Annotated in this window: 18 protein-coding genes; 9 read left to right on the top strand and 9 right to left on the bottom strand. The window is 61.2% G+C overall.

What is annotated here, in order from left to right; all coding sequences use genetic code 11:
- The first annotated feature begins 27 nt into the window (after positions 1-27).
- A complete protein-coding gene (locus ATY76_RS08165) occupies positions 28-522 on the top strand; it encodes a flavin reductase (RefSeq protein ID WP_088674261.1) in 495 nt (164 codons plus the stop codon).
- 32 nt (positions 523-554) lie between these two features.
- Positions 555-875: a TfoX/Sxy family protein gene (locus ATY76_RS08170; RefSeq protein WP_088674262.1), complete on the top strand. Its 321-nt coding sequence runs from the start codon at positions 555-557 to the stop codon at positions 873-875.
- Here ATY76_RS08170 and ATY76_RS08175 read toward each other — a convergent pair.
- The 5 genes from ATY76_RS08175 to ATY76_RS08195 all read right to left on the bottom strand — a co-directional run bounded on the left by ATY76_RS08175 (position 872) and on the right by ATY76_RS08195 (position 5,688).
- Entirely contained in the window at positions 872-1,294 is a 423-nt protein-coding gene (locus ATY76_RS08175; protein ID WP_088674263.1) for an NUDIX domain-containing protein, read from the bottom strand. The two genes, ATY76_RS08170 and ATY76_RS08175, sit on opposite strands and share 4 nt — an antisense overlap.
- Positions 1,295-1,302: 8 nt before the next feature.
- Positions 1,303-2,802 (bottom strand): DEAD/DEAH box helicase, encoded by a 1,500-nt coding sequence (locus ATY76_RS08180; protein ID WP_088674264.1) that lies wholly within the window; start codon positions 2,800-2,802, stop codon positions 1,303-1,305.
- Positions 2,803-2,959: 157 nt separating this feature from the next.
- Positions 2,960-4,285, bottom strand: coding sequence for a M23 family metallopeptidase (locus ATY76_RS08185; protein WP_088674265.1), 1,326 nt, complete (start codon positions 4,283-4,285; stop codon positions 2,960-2,962).
- 105 nt (positions 4,286-4,390) lie between these two features.
- Positions 4,391-5,218, bottom strand: a complete 828-nt coding sequence (locus ATY76_RS08190; RefSeq protein ID WP_088674266.1) for a ferritin-like domain-containing protein — start codon at positions 5,216-5,218, stop codon at positions 4,391-4,393.
- Positions 5,215-5,688, bottom strand: a complete 474-nt coding sequence (locus tag ATY76_RS08195; protein ID WP_088674267.1) for a peroxiredoxin — start codon at positions 5,686-5,688, stop codon at positions 5,215-5,217. Before ATY76_RS08195 ends, ATY76_RS08190 begins: the two co-directional genes overlap by 4 nt.
- Before the next feature lie 125 nt (positions 5,689-5,813).
- Between ATY76_RS08195 and ATY76_RS08200 the strand changes: the two genes are divergently transcribed.
- Positions 5,814-9,212 (top strand): DUF3971 domain-containing protein, encoded by a 3,399-nt coding sequence (locus ATY76_RS08200; protein ID WP_088674268.1) that lies wholly within the window; start codon positions 5,814-5,816, stop codon positions 9,210-9,212.
- Positions 9,213-9,323: 111 nt separating this feature from the next.
- Here the strand turns inward: ATY76_RS08200 and ATY76_RS08205 are convergent, their stop codons facing one another.
- Entirely contained in the window at positions 9,324-10,985 is a 1,662-nt protein-coding gene (locus tag ATY76_RS08205) for an alpha-amylase family protein (RefSeq protein ID WP_088674269.1), read from the bottom strand.
- 173 nt (positions 10,986-11,158) lie between these two features.
- Between ATY76_RS08205 and ATY76_RS08210 the strand changes: the two genes are divergently transcribed.
- Positions 11,159-11,443 (top strand): hypothetical protein, encoded by a 285-nt coding sequence (locus ATY76_RS08210; protein ID WP_088674270.1) that lies wholly within the window; start codon positions 11,159-11,161, stop codon positions 11,441-11,443.
- A gap of 77 nt (positions 11,444-11,520) precedes the next feature.
- On the opposite strand, the gene tyrS is transcribed toward ATY76_RS08210, so the two are convergent.
- Positions 11,521-12,777, bottom strand: a complete 1,257-nt coding sequence (tyrS, locus tag ATY76_RS08215; RefSeq protein ID WP_088674271.1) for a tyrosine--tRNA ligase — start codon at positions 12,775-12,777, stop codon at positions 11,521-11,523.
- A 128-nt stretch (positions 12,778-12,905) separates the two neighbouring features.
- Here tyrS and ATY76_RS08220 point away from each other — a divergent pair, with 128 nt between their 5' ends.
- A complete protein-coding gene (locus tag ATY76_RS08220; RefSeq protein WP_088674272.1) occupies positions 12,906-14,024 on the top strand; it encodes an anhydro-N-acetylmuramic acid kinase in 1,119 nt (372 codons plus the stop codon).
- A 44-nt stretch (positions 14,025-14,068) separates the two neighbouring features.
- Here ATY76_RS08220 and ATY76_RS08225 read toward each other — a convergent pair whose 3' ends face one another.
- Together ATY76_RS08225 and ATY76_RS08230 are read right to left on the bottom strand one after the other, a co-directional pair.
- Positions 14,069-15,235 (bottom strand): acyltransferase, encoded by a 1,167-nt coding sequence (locus tag ATY76_RS08225; protein WP_088674273.1) that lies wholly within the window; start codon positions 15,233-15,235, stop codon positions 14,069-14,071.
- Between the two features lie 141 nt (positions 15,236-15,376).
- Complete coding sequence (locus ATY76_RS08230) at positions 15,377-16,054, bottom strand: alpha/beta hydrolase (RefSeq protein WP_088674274.1); 678 nt, start codon at positions 16,052-16,054, stop codon at positions 15,377-15,379.
- Between the two features lie 218 nt (positions 16,055-16,272).
- Here ATY76_RS08230 and ATY76_RS08235 point away from each other — a divergent pair, with 218 nt between their 5' ends.
- The 4 genes from ATY76_RS08235 (at position 16,273) to sufC (ending at position 20,512) form a co-directional block, all read left to right on the top strand.
- A complete protein-coding gene (locus tag ATY76_RS08235) occupies positions 16,273-17,439 on the top strand; it encodes a cysteine desulfurase family protein (RefSeq protein WP_088674275.1) in 1,167 nt (388 codons plus the stop codon).
- 144 nt (positions 17,440-17,583) lie between these two features.
- Positions 17,584-19,053: a Fe-S cluster assembly protein SufB gene (gene sufB, locus ATY76_RS08240; RefSeq protein WP_088674276.1), complete on the top strand. Its 1,470-nt coding sequence runs from the start codon at positions 17,584-17,586 to the stop codon at positions 19,051-19,053.
- 59 nt (positions 19,054-19,112) lie between these two features.
- Entirely contained in the window at positions 19,113-19,442 is a 330-nt protein-coding gene (locus ATY76_RS08245; protein WP_088674277.1) for a GIY-YIG nuclease family protein, read from the top strand.
- A gap of 314 nt (positions 19,443-19,756) precedes the next feature.
- Positions 19,757-20,512 carry a Fe-S cluster assembly ATPase SufC gene (sufC, locus tag ATY76_RS08250; protein ID WP_037073856.1) on the top strand — a complete coding sequence of 252 codons (756 nt, stop codon included), beginning with the start codon at positions 19,757-19,759 and terminating at the stop codon, positions 20,510-20,512.
- The last annotated feature ends 20 nt before the right edge of the window (positions 20,513-20,532 follow it).

Here is a 20,532-nt window from a genome sequence, read left to right on the forward strand (position 1 = left end):
TCGGCAGAAGAGCGCACGGAGAAGCAGGTGTTGAACAGGCAGCATATCGACCCCGGCCTTTATCGGGATGCCATGAGCCGTTATGCCGGCCATGTGCAGCTCGTGACGACGGCGATGGAAGGCATGCGCCGGGGCGTCACCATCACCGCCGCCTGCTCGGTCTCGGACAATCCGGCCTCCGTGCTGATCTGCCTCAATAATACCAATCCGAAGAACGAGATCTTTTTTCGCAGCGGCATTTTCGTGCTGAACACGCTCGGCGCCCATCACCAGGGCGTCGCCGATGCGTTTTCCGGACGCACGGCGCTTGCCGAAGACGACCGTTTCACCAGTGCCCGTTTCGACACGCTCGTCACCGGCGCACCAGTCCTTGCGGATGCGCTTGCCGCCTTCGACTGCCGGGTGACCGACATCAAGGAAATGCCGACGCACAATGTCATCTTCGGCGAAGTCGCGGCCGTCCGCTTCAGCGAGAAGCATCCGGCGCTCATTTACATGAACCGGGACTATCACACGCTGTGATCGGCGTAGACTGATTTTCGAGAGGGTAGAGAATGGACAGTGCCGGGATCGAGGAAATGTTTCAGGGGCTCGGGCCGGTCACGATCAAGCGCATGTTCGGCGGCAAGGGCATCTATCATCTCGGGCGCATCATCGCGCTCGAAGTGCGCGATGAGATGCTGCTGAAGGCGGACGAGAAGAGTGCCCCGGAATTTGCCGCCGCCGGCGCCACGCAATGGACCTACGAGGGCAAGAAGGGTAAGCCAGTGAAAATGCCCTACTGGTCGATCCCCGAAGAGGCCTATGACGATCCCGATCTGATGGCGAAATGGGTGCGGCTGGCCTACGAGGCGTCGCTTCGCGCCGATAGCTAGGCGCGTTCAGCTGAGGGCAGGGCCGATATCGCCGCCTTGGTGAAGGCGGACAGCGGCTCGGGCAAATCGCTCAGCGGAAACCAGCCGAAATCCGAAAGCTTCTCCGGCTCGGTCAATTGCGGCTCGCCTTCGATGTCGCGAGCGAGATAAAGGATGGAAACCCAGTGCTGGCGGTCGGCATCGATGATCTGTTCGGTCATGCCGATGCGCTCGATCCGGCCGATCGTCAGGCCGGTTTCTTCTTCCGCCTCGCGACGAGCGGCCTTTTCAGCCGGCTCCATGTGATCGACCTTGCCGCCGACGATGTTCCAATAGCCGGCTTCAGGCGCGTTCACGCGTTTGTAGAGAAGTATCCTGTCGTCTCTGATAATCACCAGACCGACGCCGAGGCCCGGGAAATCGACACCGGGCCTGCCCATGGCTGTTGTCAGACCTTGGCGCTGCCGGCAATCAGCATGAAGGCGGGGATATCGTCGCCGAATCCGACCGGGGTCGGGCCGTCGTCGTGATCGCGATGACGGCGGCGGTCGCGGCTGTCGTCGTTTGCCGGATAGGGCCGATTGTTGCGCGCATTGTTTTGCGGCTTCTGCTCTGCTTTGCGCTCGTTTTTCACGACTTCGGCCTTTGCTGGTGCTGCTGCGATCACTTGGATGTCATTATCCTGTATGTCGTTGTCAGATTTATGACTCGCAGCACCGTGCTTGCCGCGCCCGCGTCCGCGATCCCTGTCGCCGCGTTCGCGTCCGTTGCGGCGCGGACGGTCGCTGTCCTTGCCTTCTTCCACCGGCGGCAGCGCGCTCAGGTCGCCATTCAGCCATTCGACATTTTCGCCGATCAGCTTCTCGATCGCGTCGACGAATTTCGTGTCGCGCTTGGTGACGAGGGTGAAGGCGGCACCCGACCGGCCGGCGCGGCCGGTGCGGCCGATACGGTGGACGTAATCTTCGGAGTGGATCGGCACGTCGAAATTGAAGACGTGGCTGACGTCGGGAATGTCGAGGCCGCGGGCGGCGACATCGGAGGCGACCAGAAGCTGCAGATTGCCGTCGCGGAAGTTCTGCAGCATCGTGGTGCGCGAACGCTGGTCCATGTCGCCGTGCAGGGCGCCGACCGAGAAGCCGTGGCGCTCGAGCGACCGGAACAGATCGGCGACATCCTTCTTGCGGTTGCAGAAGATGATGGCGTTCTTGAGTTCGGTCTGGGCGCGGACGAGTTCACGCAGAACGGCGCGCTTCTCATAATCCTTGCTGTGCGAGGCGACGAAGCGCTGTGTCACGGTCTTTGCGGCCGAAGCGGGCTTTGCCACTTCGATGCGCTCCGGGTTCTGCAGGAAGCGATCGGCAAGCTTCTGGATTTCCGGCGGCATGGTGGCCGAGAAAAACAGCGTCTGGCGGGTGAAGGGGATGAGCTTGGCGATGCGCTCGATATCGGGAATGAAGCCCATGTCGAGCATGCGGTCGGCCTCGTCGATGACGAGGATCTCGACGCCGCTCATCAGGAGCTTGCCGCGCTCGAAATGATCGAGCAGGCGGCCCGGCGTGCAGATCAGCACGTCGGCGCCGCGCTCGAGCTTGCGATCCTGGTCCTCGAAGGAAACGCCGCCGATCAGCAGGGCAACGTTGAGGCGGTGGTTCTTGCCGTATTTCTCGAAATTCTCGGCGACCTGGGCGGCGAGTTCGCGCGTCGGCTCGAGAATCAGCGTACGGGGCATGCGCGCGCGGGCGCGGCCCTTCTCCAGAAGCGACAGCATCGGCAGAACGAAGGATGCCGTCTTGCCGGTGCCGGTCTGCGCGATGCCGCAAATATCACGGCGCTCGAGCGCAAAAGGAATGGCGCCCGCCTGAATAGGCGTGGGGATCGAATAGCCCGCGTCGGCAACAGCCGATAGCACTTTTTGGCTCAAGCCAAGGTCAGCAAATGTCGTCAAAGGGAAAACTGTTTCCGTTCCGGTTCGGCCGAACTCTGAACGAGTCGGCGGGATTGCATGCCGCAATGCAGCGCGACATAGCCCCGAATGGCCGGCAAGTCAAGAAATAGAGAGGCCGCACCCCGTGCAGAGTGAAGCTTTGGTTACCAGGCGGGTATTACTTGATATAGGTGGCGAGTTTGAGGCCGGCATTCATGAAATATACTGGATCGACAGCACGGCCATTCTGGCGCACTTCATAATGCAAATGCGTGCCGGTCGAACGGCCGGTGCTGCCGGCAAGGCCGATGACGTCGCTGCGATCGACCGTCTCGCCGACCCTGACCAGCACCTCGGACATATGCCCATAGCGCGTCGATATGCCGTTGCCGTGGTCGATCTCAACCATGTTGCCGTAACCGCCGGTCCAGCCGGCGGAGATCACCTTGCCGGGTGCCGTCGGACGGATCTTTTCGCCCGGGGAAAAGCGGAAATCGACGCCGGAATGGAGCGCCAGCCGGCCGAGGAAGGGATCGCGCCGGTTGCCGAAGGGGCTGGTCACTTCCTTGCCGATGGCGGGATTGCGGAAGGGCAGGGATTCGGCCGTACTGCGCACGGCTTCGAGCCTTGTCAAGGCGCCATCGAGAGCGGCCAGCGAATTGTTGAAGTCGTCATTGCTCTCCGGCTCGATATAGGGGCCGCCGACAGCGCTGTCGTCGTCGTCCCGCTTGGCGGCGGCTTCTTCCGGAACCGGGATCTTGAAGCGGGTCAGCACGCCCTCGATGGCATTTGCGGCAGTGCCGGCGTCGCTCGTCAGCTGCTCGACGCGGTTGCGCTGATCCTGTTCGACATCCTTCAGCGACAGCGTCACTTTGGAGAAGACGCGGTCGGCGCGATCCCCCACAGTCTCGGTGGCCGGCACGTAGGCAAGCGTCGTATTGTCGGGCGTGGCGTCGGCCGGTGCGCCGCTTGCCAGTTGCTTCTCGATCGCCTCGATGCCGCCGCGGTCAAGCGAAGCGCGTTTGTCCTTGATGGCGGGGGCATAGGACTGGACGGGCGAAGACGGCGCGGATGGGGCGACGTCCTTATCCGTCAGGCCCGAGCTTTCAGCGCGGTCGAGCAGGTTGTCGAGCTTGCCGTGGCGCGAGGTGAGCGCCATCTGCTGCTCCATCAGTTTGTCCACCTTGTCTTCCACCACCTGCTGGTCGAGAAGCTGGCGGGAGGTGATGCGGTCGACCTGGGCGCGAAGGGCGGCGATGCGGTCTTCATAATCGTGCTGCATACGGGCCTGGCGGGCCATGGTTGCGCCGATCAGGTCGTCGCGCAGCACGAGATAGGAGGTCGCCAGGAGATAGCCGATCGAAAAGACCCCGACGAAGCAGAAGGCCAGCGCGCCCATCCAGGGCTTGACCGTCATGTGGCGGACCTTGTCGCCGCTCGCCAGGATGAGAATGTGCTCCTGCGCCCGCTTGCCGAATACCCGGTGCTGATGTCCGCTGTTCACGCAGGCTCTCCCGATTGATGCTCTACGCCTCTTTCGGAAATTAGACACGCTTATGGTTAATGAATGCTTTCTTTCTCGCGTTCCGTGTCGAAAATGGCAATGGTTTCAGGCGTGGCTGATCGATGCCAGCGAGCGGTAGAAGGATGGTGTCAATCCGGCTTCGGCGCGGGCGAGATCGTTGAAAGGCGGCTTCAGAGGGCCGCGAAAATTGGCGCGCACCAACTCCTGGAAGGCCTTTGCCGGATCGCGCTTTTCGCGCGCACAGAGGAAGCGGAACCATTTGGCGCCGACGGCGACATGGCCTTTCTCGTCGTTGTAGATGACGTCGAGGACCGCGGCACTTTCGAGATCGCCGGTCTCGCGCATCTTGGCCTGCAGCGACGGCGTCACATCGAGGCCGCGGGCTTCGAGAATCAGCGGCACGACGGCAAGCCTTGCCGTCAGATCATTGCGGGTGGAGTGGGCGGCCTGCCAAAGCCCGTCATGGGCGGGAAGATCGCCGTAATCGGCGCCGAGGTCGTTGAGGCGGGCGCGCACCATGCGGAAATGCTTCGCCTCCTCGAAGGCAACCTGCATCCAGCCGTCGAAAAAGGAATTGGGCACCTGTTCGCTGGCGAATCGCGCGACGATATCGAGCGCCAGATCGACGGCGTTGAGCTCGATATGAGCGATGGCGTGGAGCAGGGCGATCCGCCCTTTCAGCGTATGCAGCGAGCGCTTCTCTACCTGGGTCGGCGGGGTCAGCACCGGTTTTTCCGGCCGGCCCGGCCGTTCCGGCAAGGCGGCGTCGAGCGGCGAGCGCAGCGACACCCGGCGGGCGAACCAGCGGGTGGCGCTTTCCTGCGCAAGCGCCGTCTTGCGGTCGAGATCGGCGGCGCGGATGGCATCGATCGCACCGCCGCGCAGCGAGGTTATCGCAAGGTCTCCGGTCACGCGGCGAGGTTCCTCACCGCCTCGAGCACGGTCTCGGCATGGCCCTGCACCTTCACCTTCTGCCAGATGGTGGCGATCGTGCCGTCCTGGCGGATGAGGAAGGTGGTGCGCTCGACGCCCATGAAATTACGGCCGTACATGCTCTTTTCCTTCCAGACGCCATAGGCCTGCAGCGTGGTCTTTTCCTCGTCCGAGGCGAGCGCCACCGAAAGACGGTGTTTCTTGATGAACCTGTCATGGCAGGCGGCCGAATCGGGCGACATGCCGATGACGGCAGCTCCCACCGCCTCGAATTCGGGCGCGAGTGCCGTGAAAGCCAGTGATTCGGCCGTGCAGCCCGTGGTGTCGTCCTTGGGATAGAAGAACAACACGAGCGGCTTGCCGTGGAAATCGGCAAGCGAAACGCGACCGCCGCCGTCGCGGGGGAGGTTGAAATCAGGGGCCAGGGCACCGATGCCGGGAACCGCCATTATGAAAACCTTTCTTTTGCCGGGTTTGTGGATGACACACTCTCTCCCCGAATTATATATTGGACGGAAACCCGTCCAGCATGGCCGGGTTCAATTCTTCAATTCAAGGGAGAGCCCGAGGGCGCATGTCAGCCATCCGCGGCGAAAAGGTCACGTTTCGCAAGAAGGATATCGTTGCGCTGGACCGCTTGCCGTCCGCCCAGGCCGAGGATCCGATCATCGTCCATTGCCCGCCGCCGCGCTCGCCGATGCGGCGCACGGTAAAGCTGACGTCAATATTTCTCGGACTGATTCTCCTCATTCTCGCGGCCATCGTCTTTACCGTTGAAAGCGGCATGTTCGACAAACCGCTGTCGCAGCAGGCGCAGGCGGCGCTGAACGGCGCGGCCGGGCCGCGCTACCGCGCCGAGGTCGGCTCCACCGTCATCCGCTTCACCTCGGGCCTTCGGCTGGCGCTCGAAGCGCGCGACGTCAACATGATCGACCAGCAGAGCGGCCAGCACGTATCGACGACGGGTTCCGTGCGCCTGGGGCTCGATCCGCTGCAGCTTTTCCGGGGCCGCATCGCCATCACGGATATCGAGGCCGAGGATATCGCCCTCGATACCGCGCTTTTGCCCTCCGGCAACCCCGTCAAGCTCGATGATCTGCGCATCGACGCCATGCCGGCGGCGATGGAGAGGATCTTCTCGCAATTCGACATGTTCGACAGCATCGTGACGCGCGGTTCGACGAGTTCCGTGCGCATCTCGGGCATCGACATCAAGCTCGCCGATACCGCCAACGGCCCGCTCTCGCTCGTCGTCGACAATGTCGTCTTTGCCCATGCCGGCCCGTCCTCGCTGCAATTGACGGGAGAGGTTGCGCTCAACGGCGAGGTAGCGGAACTCGACGTGCTGGCCGAGAAAGAGGACGGCCATGTGTCGAAGGTGGTGGCGACGCTGAAACATGCCGACCTCACGCCCTTTACGCTCAAACGCAACGATCAGGGAGCGATACGGCAAGGGCTCAACAGCTTTGCCGATCTGACCGTGTCGGCCAGCAGGGCGCGCGATGGCGTGCAGCCGGCGCTCGCGGCGACGATCGACATCGATCCCGGCCTGATCTATGCGGACGGCGATGCCCAGGAACTGTCGGGCGGGCAAATCAACCTCGTCTATGACTTCACCAAGCAGACGATCGAGATCGCCAAGTCGAACGCGCGGTTCGGCGCGACCACCCTTCCCATCAACGGCGCACTCATCGATCTCGACAAGCTCGATCCGCAGGCCGGCAAAGGCTTCGGCATCGACCTGCTCATCAGCGGCGGCACGGCAGCACCCGGCGGATCCGGCGAACAGCCGCTCTCCTTCGACATCCAGGCGACCGGGCGCTACATGGTCGCCGCCCGGGAATTCCAGTTTGCGAACATGACCGTCTCCAGCCCGCTCGGAGCGCTTTACGGATCGCTTGATATAAAGCTTGGCGACAAGTCCCCGCAGATCAGCTTCGCCGGCCAGTCGTCACAATTGCAGACGACGGCTATCAAGCAGCTGTGGCCATTCTGGATGGCGCCGAAGGTACGCACCTGGGTACACGGCAATCTCTTCGGCGGCACCGTCACCGACGCGTCCATCTCGGTCTTCATTCCCTTCGGCAGGCTGGACGAGGCAGCCGGCGGGAAGGGGCTGAAGCTCGACGCCAACCAGATCCGCATCGGTTTCGACATTGCGGGGACGCGCATGAATGTCGCCGGCGACATTCCGCCGGTGCGCGACACGGCGGCGCATTTCGACCTGACGGGCCCCGTCGCGACGGTCTCTATCAAAAGCGGCAAGTCCTATTTTCCTTCCGGCCGGTCCGTCGGTCTCGGGCAAGGGACCTTCGTCATACCTTCGGCCTACGACAAGCCGCTGATGGCCGATATCGATCTGGCGGTATCGGGCGCGGCGGACGCCATCGGCGAACTCCTGACCTACAAGCCGATCCGGGTTCTGCAGCGCGCCGGTTTTACGCCCGACGATTTCAAGGGGCATATCGATGCCGACGTGAAGGCGCATTTCGGGCTGCTGTCCTCGCAGAACCCGCCGCCGGCCGAATGGAAGGCCGTCATGAAGCTCGCCGACGTCGATCTTGCCAAGCCGTTTTCCGGCCGCACGATCAGCAATGTCAGCGGCGTGCTGAACGGCGATCCGAAGGCGATCACACTTGACGCCAAAGGCGAGATCGACGGCATCCCTGCCAATATCGAGCTGACCGAGCCGGTCGAGGCGTCCTCCGGCGTCGAGCGGCAGCGCGTGATCACGGCGACGCTTTCCGACGACCAGCGCAGCAAGGTGATGCCCGGACTTTCCGATATCGTCAGGGGCAATCTGAAGATGGTGCTGACGCGTGTTGACGACGACCGGCAGAACGTTCAGCTCGACCTCACCAAATCGATGCTCGATCTGCCCTGGATCGGCTGGTCGAAAGGCGGCGGCATTTCCGCCTCCGCCGAATTCGAGATGTCCGGCCCGGCCGAGAACACCGAGATCAAGAATTTCCGGCTGAAGGGTGACGGTTTCGGCGCCAGCGGATCGCTGAACGTCGGCAAGACCGGCTTGATCTCCGCGGATTTCGACAGCGTCAGGCTTTCCTCGCTCGACGATTTCGCGCTGTCGGTCAAACGCAGCAAGGGCAATTTCGATGTCTCCGTATCCGGCGACAGCGCCGATGCGCGCCCGGTCATTGCACGATTGAAATCGGGCTCGGACAGTGAGGAGGATGGCGATGGCGACAACACTGCCGTATCGGTGCGCGCCAAGCTGAAGAATGTCATCGGCTTCAACGACGAGAAGGTCGGCAATTTCCAGGCGCAGGTGTCACTGCGCGGCGACAAGCTGCAGGCCCTGAATTTTTCCGCCATCACGGACAGCGGCGAGGCCGTGGTTAGCCAGATGAAGGACGGCGGCGTCATCAACATCACCAGCGGCGATGCGGGCGCAGTCTCGCGTTTTGCCGATCTCTACCAGCACATGCAGGGCGGCCTTCTCAATCTCGCGATCCGGCTCGGAGCGCAGGGAGGCTGGGACGGCTCGCTCGACGTACGCCGTTTCTCGATCGTCAACGAACAACGCCTGCGTTCGATCGTCTCGACGCCCGTCGGGAATGAGCAGCGAAGCCTCAACGAAGCGGTGAAACGCGATATCGATACGTCATCGCAGCGCTTCCAGCGCGCCTTTGCCCGCATCGTCTCGCGCGGCGGGATGATCGGCATCGAAAACGGTGTGCTGCGCGGCGACCAGATCGGCGCAACATTCCAGGGTATCGTGCGCGACCGCAAGGGCAACATGGACATGACCGGCACCTTCATGCCGGCCTACGGCCTCAATCGCCTGTTCGCCGAACTGCCGCTGATCGGCGTCATCCTCGGCAACGGCAGCGACCGCGGCCTGATCGGCATCACTTTCAAGCTCACCGGAAAGTTCGACCAGCCGAACCTGCAGATCAACCCGCTGTCGATCATCGCGCCGGGCGTGTTCCGTCAGATCTTCGAATTCCAATGAGGCAGGACGCGATCTAAAGCACGTCACGATCTTTCAGATTCGCTCGCTGTGCTTCAAGTCTTTGTTTTTACGCGTGTCGTATCGCAAAACCACACTTTTGCGCGACACGCTTTAGATATCCTTCCGCCTGAGGAGATAGTCGAGGCCGCCGACCCGATACCAGCGGTAGCCATAGGCGTCGAGCACGACGGTATGACGCCCTTTCTCGTCCGCCTCGCTGCTCGCGCTGTCGGCGATATCGATCAGAAGCTGTCCATGTTCACCGATATCGGGATCGAAGGTCACTTCCGTCGGATGCGGATGCAGGTTGTGCAAAATAAGCACCGAATTGCCGCGCCAGTCATAACGCAGCGCCAGCACGCCGTCGTTGCCCGTGTCGATCGCTGAGAAATCGCCCCAGCCGATCTCGGGAGCCTCCTTGCGCATCCGGATCATCCGCTCCGTCCAGTTCAGCAGCGAGTTCGGGTCGCGCCGCTGGACGGCGACGTTGACATGTTCGAAGCCGTAGGGACCATCCTTGATGACCGGTGAAATGGGTTTTTTACTCTTGGTGAAGCCGCCTTCCGGTTCCGTCGACCATTGCATCGGGGTGCGGGCACAGTTGCGCTCCGGCAGGCATAGATCATCGCCCATACCGATTTCGTCGCCATAGCGAATGACGGGCGTTCCGGGCAGCGAAAAAAGCAGGCTGTAGGCCATTTCGATCTTGCGGCGGTCGCCGCCGAGCATGGGCGCCAGGCGCCGTCGAATGCCCCTGTCATAAAGCTGCATGTCCTTCTCGGGGCCGAATGCGGCAAAGACTGCATTGCGCTGCTTATCTGTGAGGCGGCCGAGATCCAGTTCATCGTGGTTGCGAAGGAAGAGGCCCCACTGCGCTGTCGCCGGGCGCGGCTTGGTGGCCTCCATCGCCTTCTTCAAGGGCCGGGTGTCAGCCGTCGCGAGAGCATAGAACAGCGTCTGATTGACCTGGAAGTTGAACATCATCTGCATGCGGTCGCCATCGTCTCCGAAATATTCGAAATTATCCTTCGGCAGGATATTGGCCTCCGCCAGGATGATGGAATCGCCCAGGCGCCATTGCAGGAATTCGCGGAATTTCCTCAGCATGTCGAACTGCTCGACCGGTTTGGTCACATCGGCGCCTTTGGTCGCAATGATGAAGGGCGCGGCATCCATGCGGAAGCCCGAAACGCCGAGCTGGATCCAGAAGCCCATGATTTTCAGGATTTCCGCCTGCACCTCGGGATTGGAGGTGTTGAGATCCGGTTGGTGATCGTAGAAGCGATGGAAATAATAGACTTTGGCCTTCTCGTCATAGGTCCAGGTGGTCTTCTGCACGCCGGGGAAGACCATGCCCTGATCCGCATTGGCAGGTTTTTTCTCCGACCAGACATACCAGTCGCGATAGCGCGAGTGCGGGTCGCTTCTGGCGTCCTGAAACCATGGATGGTCCTTCGATGTGTGGTTGATGACCAGATCGATCAACACCCGGATCCCGCGCTGCTTGGCACCATGGGTAAATTCGACGAAATCGCCGAGCGTGCCGTAACGCGGGTCGACGTTGTAATAATCGGAGACGTCGTAACCGTCGTCGCGACCGGGTGAAGCCTGGAACGGCATCAGCCAGATCGCCGTGATACCAAGACCGGAGAGATAGTCGAGACGGCGCATCAGACCCTGGAAATCACCGACGCCGTCGCCGTTGGCGTCCATGAAGGTCTCCACCGACAGGCAGTAGATGACGGCGTTCTTATACCAGAGGTCATTGATCATGCCGGCGCTCCAGATCCATCTGGTCGCAAATCCCAATAGGCGGAAAAGGTTCCGAGAAGGCGGCACGCGTCTGACAACCACGTCGACAATTTCGTCATCGACGCCGGAACGTTTTAGCGTATCCTGATGTAAGGTAGAGTTTCGGCCTGAGTTAAAGGCCGGCGGAGAATGCCATGCTGTGCGCCCGGACAGTCTCTTTCGCATCGGCCACCGTGATCGCCGTCGCAATCGGTCACCAGACTTCCTATTCGGCTGACAAGGTTGGTCGGCTGAAACCGCCCGAGGTCATCCGCTCCGACCACATGCTGATGGTTCCCCTCGACGCGACGGTTACCGCGCCGATCTTCTCAATCAGCTGGTGGTCACGGGTAACACCCGCGCCGGGCATCGATCCCCCGAGCCGCCTGCTGCGCGAAGACCAGCGAAACGATCTGACATATCAGCGGGGAGCGCAGTGATTGCTTGGCTGGTCGCGCCAACGCGCCACCCCGGGTGGGAGCGGCGCGTTGGTGAGTTCCGGCTTGCTGCGGCGTTCTTAGGCCGCGCGGCGGATCAGGATGTGTTTCTTCTTGCCGAGCGAGAGCTTGATGACGCCATCGGCGGTAATTTCGCCGCTGCCGATCAGGCGGCGCTCATCGCTGACCGCCTGGTCGTTGATGCGCACGGCGCCGCCCTGGACATGGCGGCGGGCTTCGCCGTTCGAACCGGCAAGACCGGCGCGGACCATCAGCGAGAGCAGGCCGATGCCGCCATCCAGTTCCGTGGCCGGAATATCGACCGAAGGCAGGTTCTCGGAGAGCCCACCTTCCTCGAAGGTCTTGCGCGCCGTTTCCGCGGCCTGCTCGGCGGCCGGGCGGCCGTGCAGGATCGCGGTGACTTCGGTCGCCAGGATTTTCTTGACTTCGTTCAGCTCCGAGCCGCCGATTGCCGAAAGCCGGGCGATTTCGTCCATCGGCAGCGTGGTGAAGAGCTTGAGGAAGCGCGGCACATCGGCGTCCTCGGTGTTACGCCAATATTGCCAGAAGTCATAGACGGGCAGCAGATCGGCATTCAGCCAGACGGCGCCGGAGGCCGACTTGCCCATCTTGGCGCCGGACGAGGTCGTCAGCAGGGGCGAGGTGAGCGCATAAAGCTGCGGCGTCCCCATGCGGTGACCGAGATCGATGCCGTTGACGATATTGCCCCATTGGTCCGAACCGCCCATCTGCAAGCGGCAATCGTAGCGCTTGGCCAGTTCGACGAAATCGTAGGCCTGGAGGATCATGTAGTTGAATTCCAGGAAAGACAGCGACTGTTCACGGTCAAGGCGCGTCTTCACGCTATCGAAGGACAGCATGCGGTTGACCGAGAAATGGCGGCCGACGTCGCGCAGGAACTCCAGATAGTTCAACGAACGCAGCCATTCGGCATTGTTAATCATCAGCGCGGCATTGCCTGGCTTGTCGTAATCGAGATAGTTCGAGAAGCAGCTCTTGATCGAGGCGATATTCTGCTCGATCGTCTCGACCGTCATCAGCTTGCGCGCTTCCTCTTTGAAAGAGGGGTCGCCGACCATGCCGGTGCCGCCGCCCATCAGCGAAATCGGGCGGTGGCCCGTCGCCTGCAGCCAGTGCAGCATCATGATCTGGGTGAGATGACCGACGTGGAGGCTTGATGCCGTCGGGTCGTAGCCGATATAGGCCGTCACGGTTTCCTTGGCGAAGAGGTCGTCGAGGCCGTTTTCATCAGAGATCTGATGAATGAAGCCGCGCTCTTTCAGCGTGCGGAGGAAATCGGACTTGAACTCGGACATGGCTTTCGTCTCTTGGTGTCTGCGCGGCCCCGTGGGTTGGCGCAACTTCGTTGTTGTTGATCTGTCGCGGCGCGTTTAGCACTGTTTTTACGAAAGTGCATCCGGGAATCGCATGGGAGGCAAGCCTCATGGATGTCATCAGGACTGCGATCGGGCTGATGAGCGGCACGTCGATGGACGGAATCGACGTCGCGCTGATCAGAACCGACGGCCGCGGCTTCATCGAACGCGGCCCATTCATGGGCGTGCCCTATGAGGCCGATTTCCGTGGGCGGCTCAAGCGGGCGCTGGAACTGGCTCGTCCGCTGACCGATCGAAACGAACGGCCGGCCGAGCTGCGCGAGATCGAACTTGAACTGACTTTACGTCATGCAGATGCCGTTACGGCATTTCTGAAGCATTTCGGGCTCTCCGCCGATGCCGTCGATGTTCTGGGCTTCCATGGCCAGACCGTGCTTCACCGGCCCGACGAGGGGCTGACGATCCAGATCGGCGACGGCCAGGAACTGGCGCGCCGAACCGGCATATCGGTGGTCTACGACATGCGCGCCAACGACATGGTGCATGGCGGGCAGGGCGCGCCGCTGGTGCCGGCATATCACGCAGCGCTTGCAGGAAAACTCCAGCAGGCCGGACAAGCGGTGTGCTTCGTCAATATCGGCGGCATTTCCAATCTGACCTTCATCGGCGCGGACGGCCGCATATCGGCCTTCGACAGCGGACCGGGCAATACGCTGATCGACCAGTGGGTGGAGATGCAGACCGGCAAGCCATTCGATCCCGGCGGCGAAATCGGCGGTCGCGGCAAGGTCGTCGCCGCGATCGCGGAGCGCTATCTGGAAAGCCCGTTCTTCCGCGGCAATGTTCGCCGGTCGCTCGACCGCGGCGATTTCGCACCGCTTCGTCAGGGCGAAGCGAGCATTGAAGACGGCGCCCGGACGCTCGCGCATGTCGCTGCCGCCTCGATCATCAAATCCGCCGGTTTCCTGCCCGAGAGCCCATCGATCTATATCGTCTGCGGCGGCGGGCGGTTGAACCGCACGCTGATGGCGGAGTTCTCGGCCATGGCCGAAGAGCTGGGATCGCGCGTGCTGACCGCCGAGGAGGCAGGCTTCGACGGCGATGCGATGGAGGCCGAGGCCTGGGCTTATCTCGCCGTGCGCTCGCTGGACAGGCTGCCGCTGACGTTTCCCGGTACGACAGGAGTTGCTGCACCTGTCAGCGGCGGAGTACTGGCAAAGCCATGACGGCTACCCTGACACGCGGCGGCTGAGATGCCGCCGGAAAAACCCTAACTCTTGACCGCGATCGGCCGGACTCTTCCGCCCTGATTGCCGTCCTCGACGCCCCTGACCTGGGCGATGAACGAGAATTTCTTGCGAAGCCCGAGGATCGGTTTCTCGATGAAGTGCCAGGACAGAACGGCAACGGCGAGCGCCGATGGCAGGCCGACGGCATAGAGCGCCAGCGCACCATATTTCGGAAACAGGAAGACCGACGGGAAGGCGCTGATCCAGATCTGCAGGAACGGGTCATGGTAAAGATAGACGCCGTAGGAATAATCGCCTTTCCTGAAGAAGGCGGGGATCGGAACCTCGGACAGGCCGATGAAGACAGTCATATAGACAAGAGCGCTGATGACGATGGGCCGGTTGATCACCGACTCCGTCGCGCGGCTGTCGAGAGCGAAGATGGCGACGAGGCAGACGAGGCAGGCGGCGGCGAATAGCCAGCGGGAATGCGGAATGACCGCCCTGAACTGAAAGACGGCGATGCCCATCAGGAATGCCGTTATCAGCTGCGAGCCGCGGCTCATGAAGAGTAAGCGGGCGACCGGCTTGATCGAGCCCGGAAACAGATATGGCATCTTCTGCACGACAAGGCCGATGAAAATATACCCGATCAGCACGGCGAGCAGCTTATAGCGCGTCTTGACGATCGCGGTGATCATCAAAAACGACATGATGATGTAGCAGAAGATCTCCCAAGGGACCGTCCACAGAGCGCCGTTGACGCGCTGGCTCGGATTATCCTGGAAGACGCCCGGCAGCTCGTAATGGATCCAGCCGACGATGTTCAGGAAATATTTGAAAAACCGCGGATCGGTAAAATAGTCGGCGTGGTAGACGACCGTGACGATCGGCCCGATGATCAGCGAACAGACGACGATATCGACGGCAAGGGCCGGGACGATGCGCAATCCGCGATTGATCAGGAAGTTTCGCAGGCTGAGGCGCTGGGCGCTGCCGGCGATCAGGAATCCGCTCAATGCGAAGAACATCGGAACAAGAGCGTATTCGGTGAACCAGAATACCGACCCTCTGATGAAGTCATCATTCCCGGTCAGCAAAAACGAATGGGTCAATACGATAGAAAAGGCGAGCCCTATTCGAAGAAAATCAAACCCCGGACCGATTCCCTTATACTTATCCAGGACTTCCCCGAACGACTTGGTCATTTGCGGACCTCGCTTCTGTTTGGATCGCGAGGAACCTACCGCACTGCAATATATATTGCAACACGGTAAGTGATCTGTTTCGGCACAAGAGGCCCGTTGGGCTGGAACGCTCTGCAGGAGGCGCTGCGTTCGCCTTGTGGTTTAGCGGATTCGCTTGGCCGCCGGTTCCGGCACCAGCTCGCCGTTGAGGCGGCGGTCGAGATAGTCCTCGCATTCGCCCATCAGCGTCTCCACCTGACCGTTAAAGAAGTGGTTGGCGTTGGAGACGGTGCGATGGGTGATGAGGATGCCCTTCTGGGTCTTCAGTTTCTCGACCAGGCCGTTGACATCCTTTTCCGGCGCCACCTTGTCGGCCTCGCCGTTGATGATCAGGCCGGAGGAGGGGCAGGGTGCCAGGAAGGAGAAGTCGTAGGTGTTCGGCTGCGGTGCGATCGACATGAAGCCTTCGATCTCCGGCCGGCGCATCAGAAGCTGCATGCCGATCCAGGCGCCGAAGGAATAACCGGCGACCCAGCAGGTCTTGGAATCGGGATGCAGGCTCTGCACCCAGTCGAGCGCGGAGGCAGCATCCGACAGTTCGCCGGCGCCATGATCGAATTCGCCCTGGCTGCGGCCGATGCCCCGGAAGTTGAAGCGCAAAGTCGTGAACCCGCGCTTCTGGAACATATAGAAGAGCTGGTAGACGATCTGATTGTTCATCGTGCCGCCGAACTGCGGATGCGGATGCAGGATGAGCGCTATCGGCGCGCTTTTTTCCTTGGAGGGCTGGTAGCGGCCTTCAAGACGGCCGGCAGGGCCGTTGAAAATAACTTCGGGCATTGGTACTCCGGGTTTTATTTCGCGTTCGCGCTGCGTAGGACGACAACATGACTTGACTCGTGTTGTCAGCTTTTCTAAAACGCAGTTTAGAACAATTCGAAACTTGCATGGCGATCCACGGCTTCGTGGAACGTGTCATAAGGCAAGCCCGGCGGAAATTTCAAGAAAAATGAACCGCGGCCGCTGAAGCAAGCTCGTCAAGCGCAGGACTGAAGATCATGGCGCCGCCACGCCTTTATCTCGACTGGAATGCCACAGCGCCGCTGCACCCCGCAGCGCGCGAGGCGATCATGCGCGCCATCGACGTGTTTGGCAATCCGAACAGCGTGCATGGAGAGGGGCGCGCCGCGCGCGCCGCCATCGAGGGTGCGCGACGCAAGGTGGCGGCACTGGCCGGCACGGATGCCGGCAATGTCATTTTCACCAGCGGTGCGACGGAAGCCGCCAATCTGGTGCTGACGCCGGATTTCCGCATGGGCCGTACGCCGCTTCAGCTTGGCCGTCTTTATTTTTCGGCGATCGAACATCCCGCCGTGCGCGAGGGCGGCCGCTTTCCCAAGGAAAAGATGACCGAGATTCCGGTCACGGAAGCCGGCATCGTCGATCTCGACGCGCTTGACCGCCTGCTTGCGGCCCATGACAAGGTCGCCGGCCTGCCGATGGTCGCCGTCATGCTCGTCAACAACGAAACGGGCATCGTCCAGCCGGTCGAGGCGGCGGCAAAGATCGTGCATGCCCATGGCGGGCTCTTCGTGGTCGACGCCGTGCAGGCAGCAGGCCGGATCGCGCTCGACATCAACAGGATCGGCGCCGATTTCATGATCGTCTCCTCGCACAAGATCGGCGGGCCGAAGGGCGCCGGCGCGCTGATAGCGCGAGGCGAGGCGCTGATGCCGCGGCCGCTGATACAGGGCGGCGGGCAGGAGCGCGGTCACCGCTCGGGGACACAGAATTCGCTGGCGCTGATCGGCTTCGGCGCGGCGGCGGAGACAGCCGCGAGCGAACTGGTAATGCGCAACGCGGCAATCGGCGCGCTGCGCGAGCGGCTGGAAACCGGCATGCGGGGGCATGCTAGCGACGTGATCATCCATGGCGAGGGTGGCGAGCGTGTCGCCAATACGATCTTCTTTACCCTGCCGGGATTGAAGGCGGAAACCGGACAGATCGCTTTCGATCTCGAAGGTGTGGCGCTTTCGGCCGGTTCGGCCTGCTCGTCGGGACGGCTCGGCGAAAGCCATGTGCTGACGGCGATGGGACGCGACGCCAAGCTCGGCGCACTGCGCATCTCGCTCGGCTTCTCGACCACGGAAGAGGATATAGACAGGGCCATTGCCGCTTTTGCGAAGATCGCCTGCCGGCGCAGGTCCGCGGGCGAGGCGGCCTGACCGCATCATAAACTTGCGGAAATGCAAATTTCCGCTTGCCAATCGGGCTGAAAAGTCCCTTTTGGCCACCTACATCAGGGCAAAGGAATTTGCCCGTCCGCTACAAGCTGCCGGACCTTGTATCCGGCGAGATTGGAGAACGAAATGGCTGCCGTGCAGGAAACGATCGACCAGGTCCGCCTGATCGATGTGGACCAGTACAAATACGGTTTCGAGACCGTCATCGAAATGGACAAGGCGCCGAAGGGCCTGTCCGAGGATATCATCCGCTTCATTTCGGCCAAGAAGCAGGAGCCGGAATGGATGCTGGAATGGCGTCTGGAGGCCTATCGGCGTTGGCTGACGCTGGAAGAGCCGACCTGGGCGCGCGTCAATTATCCGAAGATCGATTTCAACGACATCCATTACTACGCCGCGCCGAAGAGCACGCCGGGTCCGAAGTCGCTCGACGAGGTCGATCCGGAACTGCTGAAGGTCTATGAGAAGCTCGGCATTCCGCTGCGCGAACAGGAAATCCTGGCCGGCGTCGAGAAGCCGAAGATTGCCGTCGATGCTGTTTTCGACAGCGTCTCGGTCGTCACTACCTTCAAGGCGGAGCTGAAGAAGGCCGGCGTGATCTTCATGTCGATTTCGGAAGCCATCCGCGAGTACCCCGATCTCGTCCGGAAATATCTCGGTTCGGTCGTACCGACCTCGGACAATTATTATGCCACGCTGAATTCGGCTGTCTTCACCGACGGCTCCTTCGTCTTTGTGCCGAAGGGCGTGCGTTGCCCGATGGAGCTTTCCACCTATTTCCGCATTAATGAGAAGAACACGGGCCAGTTCGAGCGCACGCTGATCATCGCGGAAGAGGGCGCCTACGTCTCCTATCTCGAAGGCTGCACGGCGCCGCAGCGCGACGAAAACCAGCTTCATGCCGCCGTGGTCGAGTTGGTTGCGCTCGATGATGCCGAGATCAAGTATTCCACCGTCCAGAACTGGTATCCGGGCGACAAGGAAGGCAAGGGCGGCATCTACAACTTCGTCACCAAGCGCGGCGATTGCCGCGGCAACCGCTCGAAGATCTCCTGGACGCAGGTCGAAACCGGCTCGGCGATCACCTGGAAGTACCCGTCCTGCATTCTGCGCGGCGACGACTCCAGAGGCGAGTTCTATTCGATCGCCGTGTCCAACGGCCATCAGCAGATCGACAGCGGCACCAAGATGATCCATCTCGGCAAGAACACGTCGAGCCGCATCGTCTCCAAGGGTATCGCTGCCGGTGTTTCCAACAACACCTATCGCGGCCAGGTCTCGGCTCACCGCAAGGCGTCGAACGCACGCAACTTCACCCAGTGCGATTCGCTCTTGATCGGCGACAAGTGCGGCGCTCACACCGTGCCCTATATCGAGGCGAAGAACTCGACGGCGCAGTTCGAGCACGAAGCGACGACCTCGAAGATTTCCGAGGACCAGCTGTTCTACTGCCTGCAGCGCGGTATACCGACCGAGGCGGCGATCGCGCTGATCGTCAACGGATTCGTCAAGGAAGTGCTGCAGGAACTGCCGATGGAATTTGCCGTCGAGGCGCAGAAGCTGATCAGCATTTCGCTGGAAGGGAGTGTCGGCTAAACACGGCCTCCGTCATCCTCGGGCTTGTCCCGAGGATCTGCTGCGGTCAAAGGACAAGGATGACTGGTTTCGTCTATATGATGTCCGATAAACCGCGGGGTGTGATCTACACAGGCGTCACGAGTGACCTGCACGGTCGCATATGGGAACACCGGAAGGGTTTCACGCAAAAATACAGAGCAAAAAATCTCGTTTGGTTTGAGAACCATCCGAATATCGTGTTGGCGATCCAGCGGGAGAAATCTCTGAAGCGCTATATGCGCGAGTGGAAAATCAAGCTCATAGAGGAGCTCAATCCGACCTGGATAGACCTCTACGAGCGGATTGATGAAATTGAGAATGTCTATCGGCCGCATCCGAATACGCGGGAGTGGAGCGATTACAACTGAGGGCTTAGATCCTCGGGACAAGCCCGAGGATGACGGATCGAGACCGCTGCGAACGGTCAATTGGGCGGCCTTGTGCCAGCTGTATGATAGGAAGAATGGTATGCTTGAAATCCGAAGCTACATACCCTTGGCGACGTCATCCTCGGGCTTGTCCCGAGGATCTGCGGACGTAAATGGAAAGTCTCATCGGAGCAGTAGAGCGATACAATTGAAGGCTTAGATCCTCGGGACAAGCCCGAGGATGACGGATCGAGACCGGTGCGAACGGTCGATTGGGCGGCACTTGAAGCCGTTGTATGAACAGGAAGAACGAAATGCTTGAAATCAGAAACCTTCATGCCCGCATCGCCGAAGACGGTACCGAGATTATCCGTGGTCTGAACTTGACGGTGAAGGCCGGGGAAGTGGCCGCGATCATGGGGCCGAACGGCTCCGGCAAGTCGACGCTCTCCTATGTGCTGTCCGGCCGCAGCGACTACGAAGTCACCGAGGGCGACATTCTCTACAATGGCGAGAGCATTCTCGAACTCGATCCGGCCGAACGCGCCGCCAAGGGCGTCTTCCTCGCCTTCCAGTATCCGGTCGAGATCCCGGGTGTCGCCACCATGCAGTTTCTCAAGGTGGCGATGAACGAGCAGCGCAAGGCGCGCGGCGAGGACGAGCTGACGACGCCGGACTTCATGCGCCGCGTCAAGGATGCCGCCGGCAAGCTGCAGATCAACACCGAGATGCTGAAGCGTCCGCTCAACGTCGGCTTCTCCGGCGGCGAGAAGAAGCGCGCCGAGATCCTGCAGATGGCGCTGCTCGAGCCGAAGCTCTGCGTGCTCGACGAAACCGATTCCGGTCTCGATATCGACGCGCTGAAGATCGTTGCCGATGGCGTCAATGCACTGCGTTCGCCCGACCGCGCCGTCGTCGTCATCACCCACTATCAGCGCCTGCTCGACTATATCGTGCCTGACACCGTCCACGTTCTCTATAAGGGGCAGGTGATCAAGTCGGGCGACAAGACGCTGGCCCATGAACTGGAAGCCAATGGCTACGCCGATATCATCGGCGCGGCGGCCTGAGTTTCGGGTGGAAAGGACGA

The sequence above is a fragment of the Rhizobium sp. R339 genome (assembly GCF_002211395.1).
Lineage (GTDB): Bacteria > Pseudomonadota > Alphaproteobacteria > Rhizobiales > Rhizobiaceae > Rhizobium.

Bases quoted from the DNA above. Each gene is read 5' to 3' on its own strand.
- ATY76_RS08170 (WP_088674262.1), top strand. From the start codon at position 555: ATGGACAGTGCCGGGATCGAGGAAATGTTTCAGGGGCTCGGGCCGGTC.
- ATY76_RS08175 (WP_088674263.1), bottom strand. From the start codon at position 1,294: ATGGGCAGGCCCGGTGTCGATTTCCCGGGCCTCGGCGTCGGTCTGGTG.
- ATY76_RS08195 (WP_088674267.1), bottom strand. From the start codon at position 5,688: ATGGCGGTTCCCGGCATCGGTGCCCTGGCCCCTGATTTCAACCTCCCC.
- ATY76_RS08200 (WP_088674268.1), top strand. From the start codon at position 5,814: ATGTCAGCCATCCGCGGCGAAAAGGTCACGTTTCGCAAGAAGGATATC.
- ATY76_RS08205 (WP_088674269.1), bottom strand. From the start codon at position 10,985: ATGATCAATGACCTCTGGTATAAGAACGCCGTCATCTACTGCCTGTCG.
- ATY76_RS08210 (WP_088674270.1), top strand. From the start codon at position 11,159: ATGCTGTGCGCCCGGACAGTCTCTTTCGCATCGGCCACCGTGATCGCC.
- tyrS (WP_088674271.1), bottom strand. From the start codon at position 12,777: ATGTCCGAGTTCAAGTCCGATTTCCTCCGCACGCTGAAAGAGCGCGGC.
- ATY76_RS08220 (WP_088674272.1), top strand. From the start codon at position 12,906: ATGGATGTCATCAGGACTGCGATCGGGCTGATGAGCGGCACGTCGATG.
- ATY76_RS08225 (WP_088674273.1), bottom strand. From the start codon at position 15,235: ATGACCAAGTCGTTCGGGGAAGTCCTGGATAAGTATAAGGGAATCGGT.
- ATY76_RS08230 (WP_088674274.1), bottom strand. From the start codon at position 16,054: ATGCCCGAAGTTATTTTCAACGGCCCTGCCGGCCGTCTTGAAGGCCGC.
- ATY76_RS08235 (WP_088674275.1), top strand. From the start codon at position 16,273: ATGGCGCCGCCACGCCTTTATCTCGACTGGAATGCCACAGCGCCGCTG.
- sufB (WP_088674276.1), top strand. From the start codon at position 17,584: ATGGCTGCCGTGCAGGAAACGATCGACCAGGTCCGCCTGATCGATGTG.
- ATY76_RS08245 (WP_088674277.1), top strand. From the start codon at position 19,113: ATGACTGGTTTCGTCTATATGATGTCCGATAAACCGCGGGGTGTGATC.
- sufC (WP_037073856.1), top strand. From the start codon at position 19,757: ATGCTTGAAATCAGAAACCTTCATGCCCGCATCGCCGAAGACGGTACC.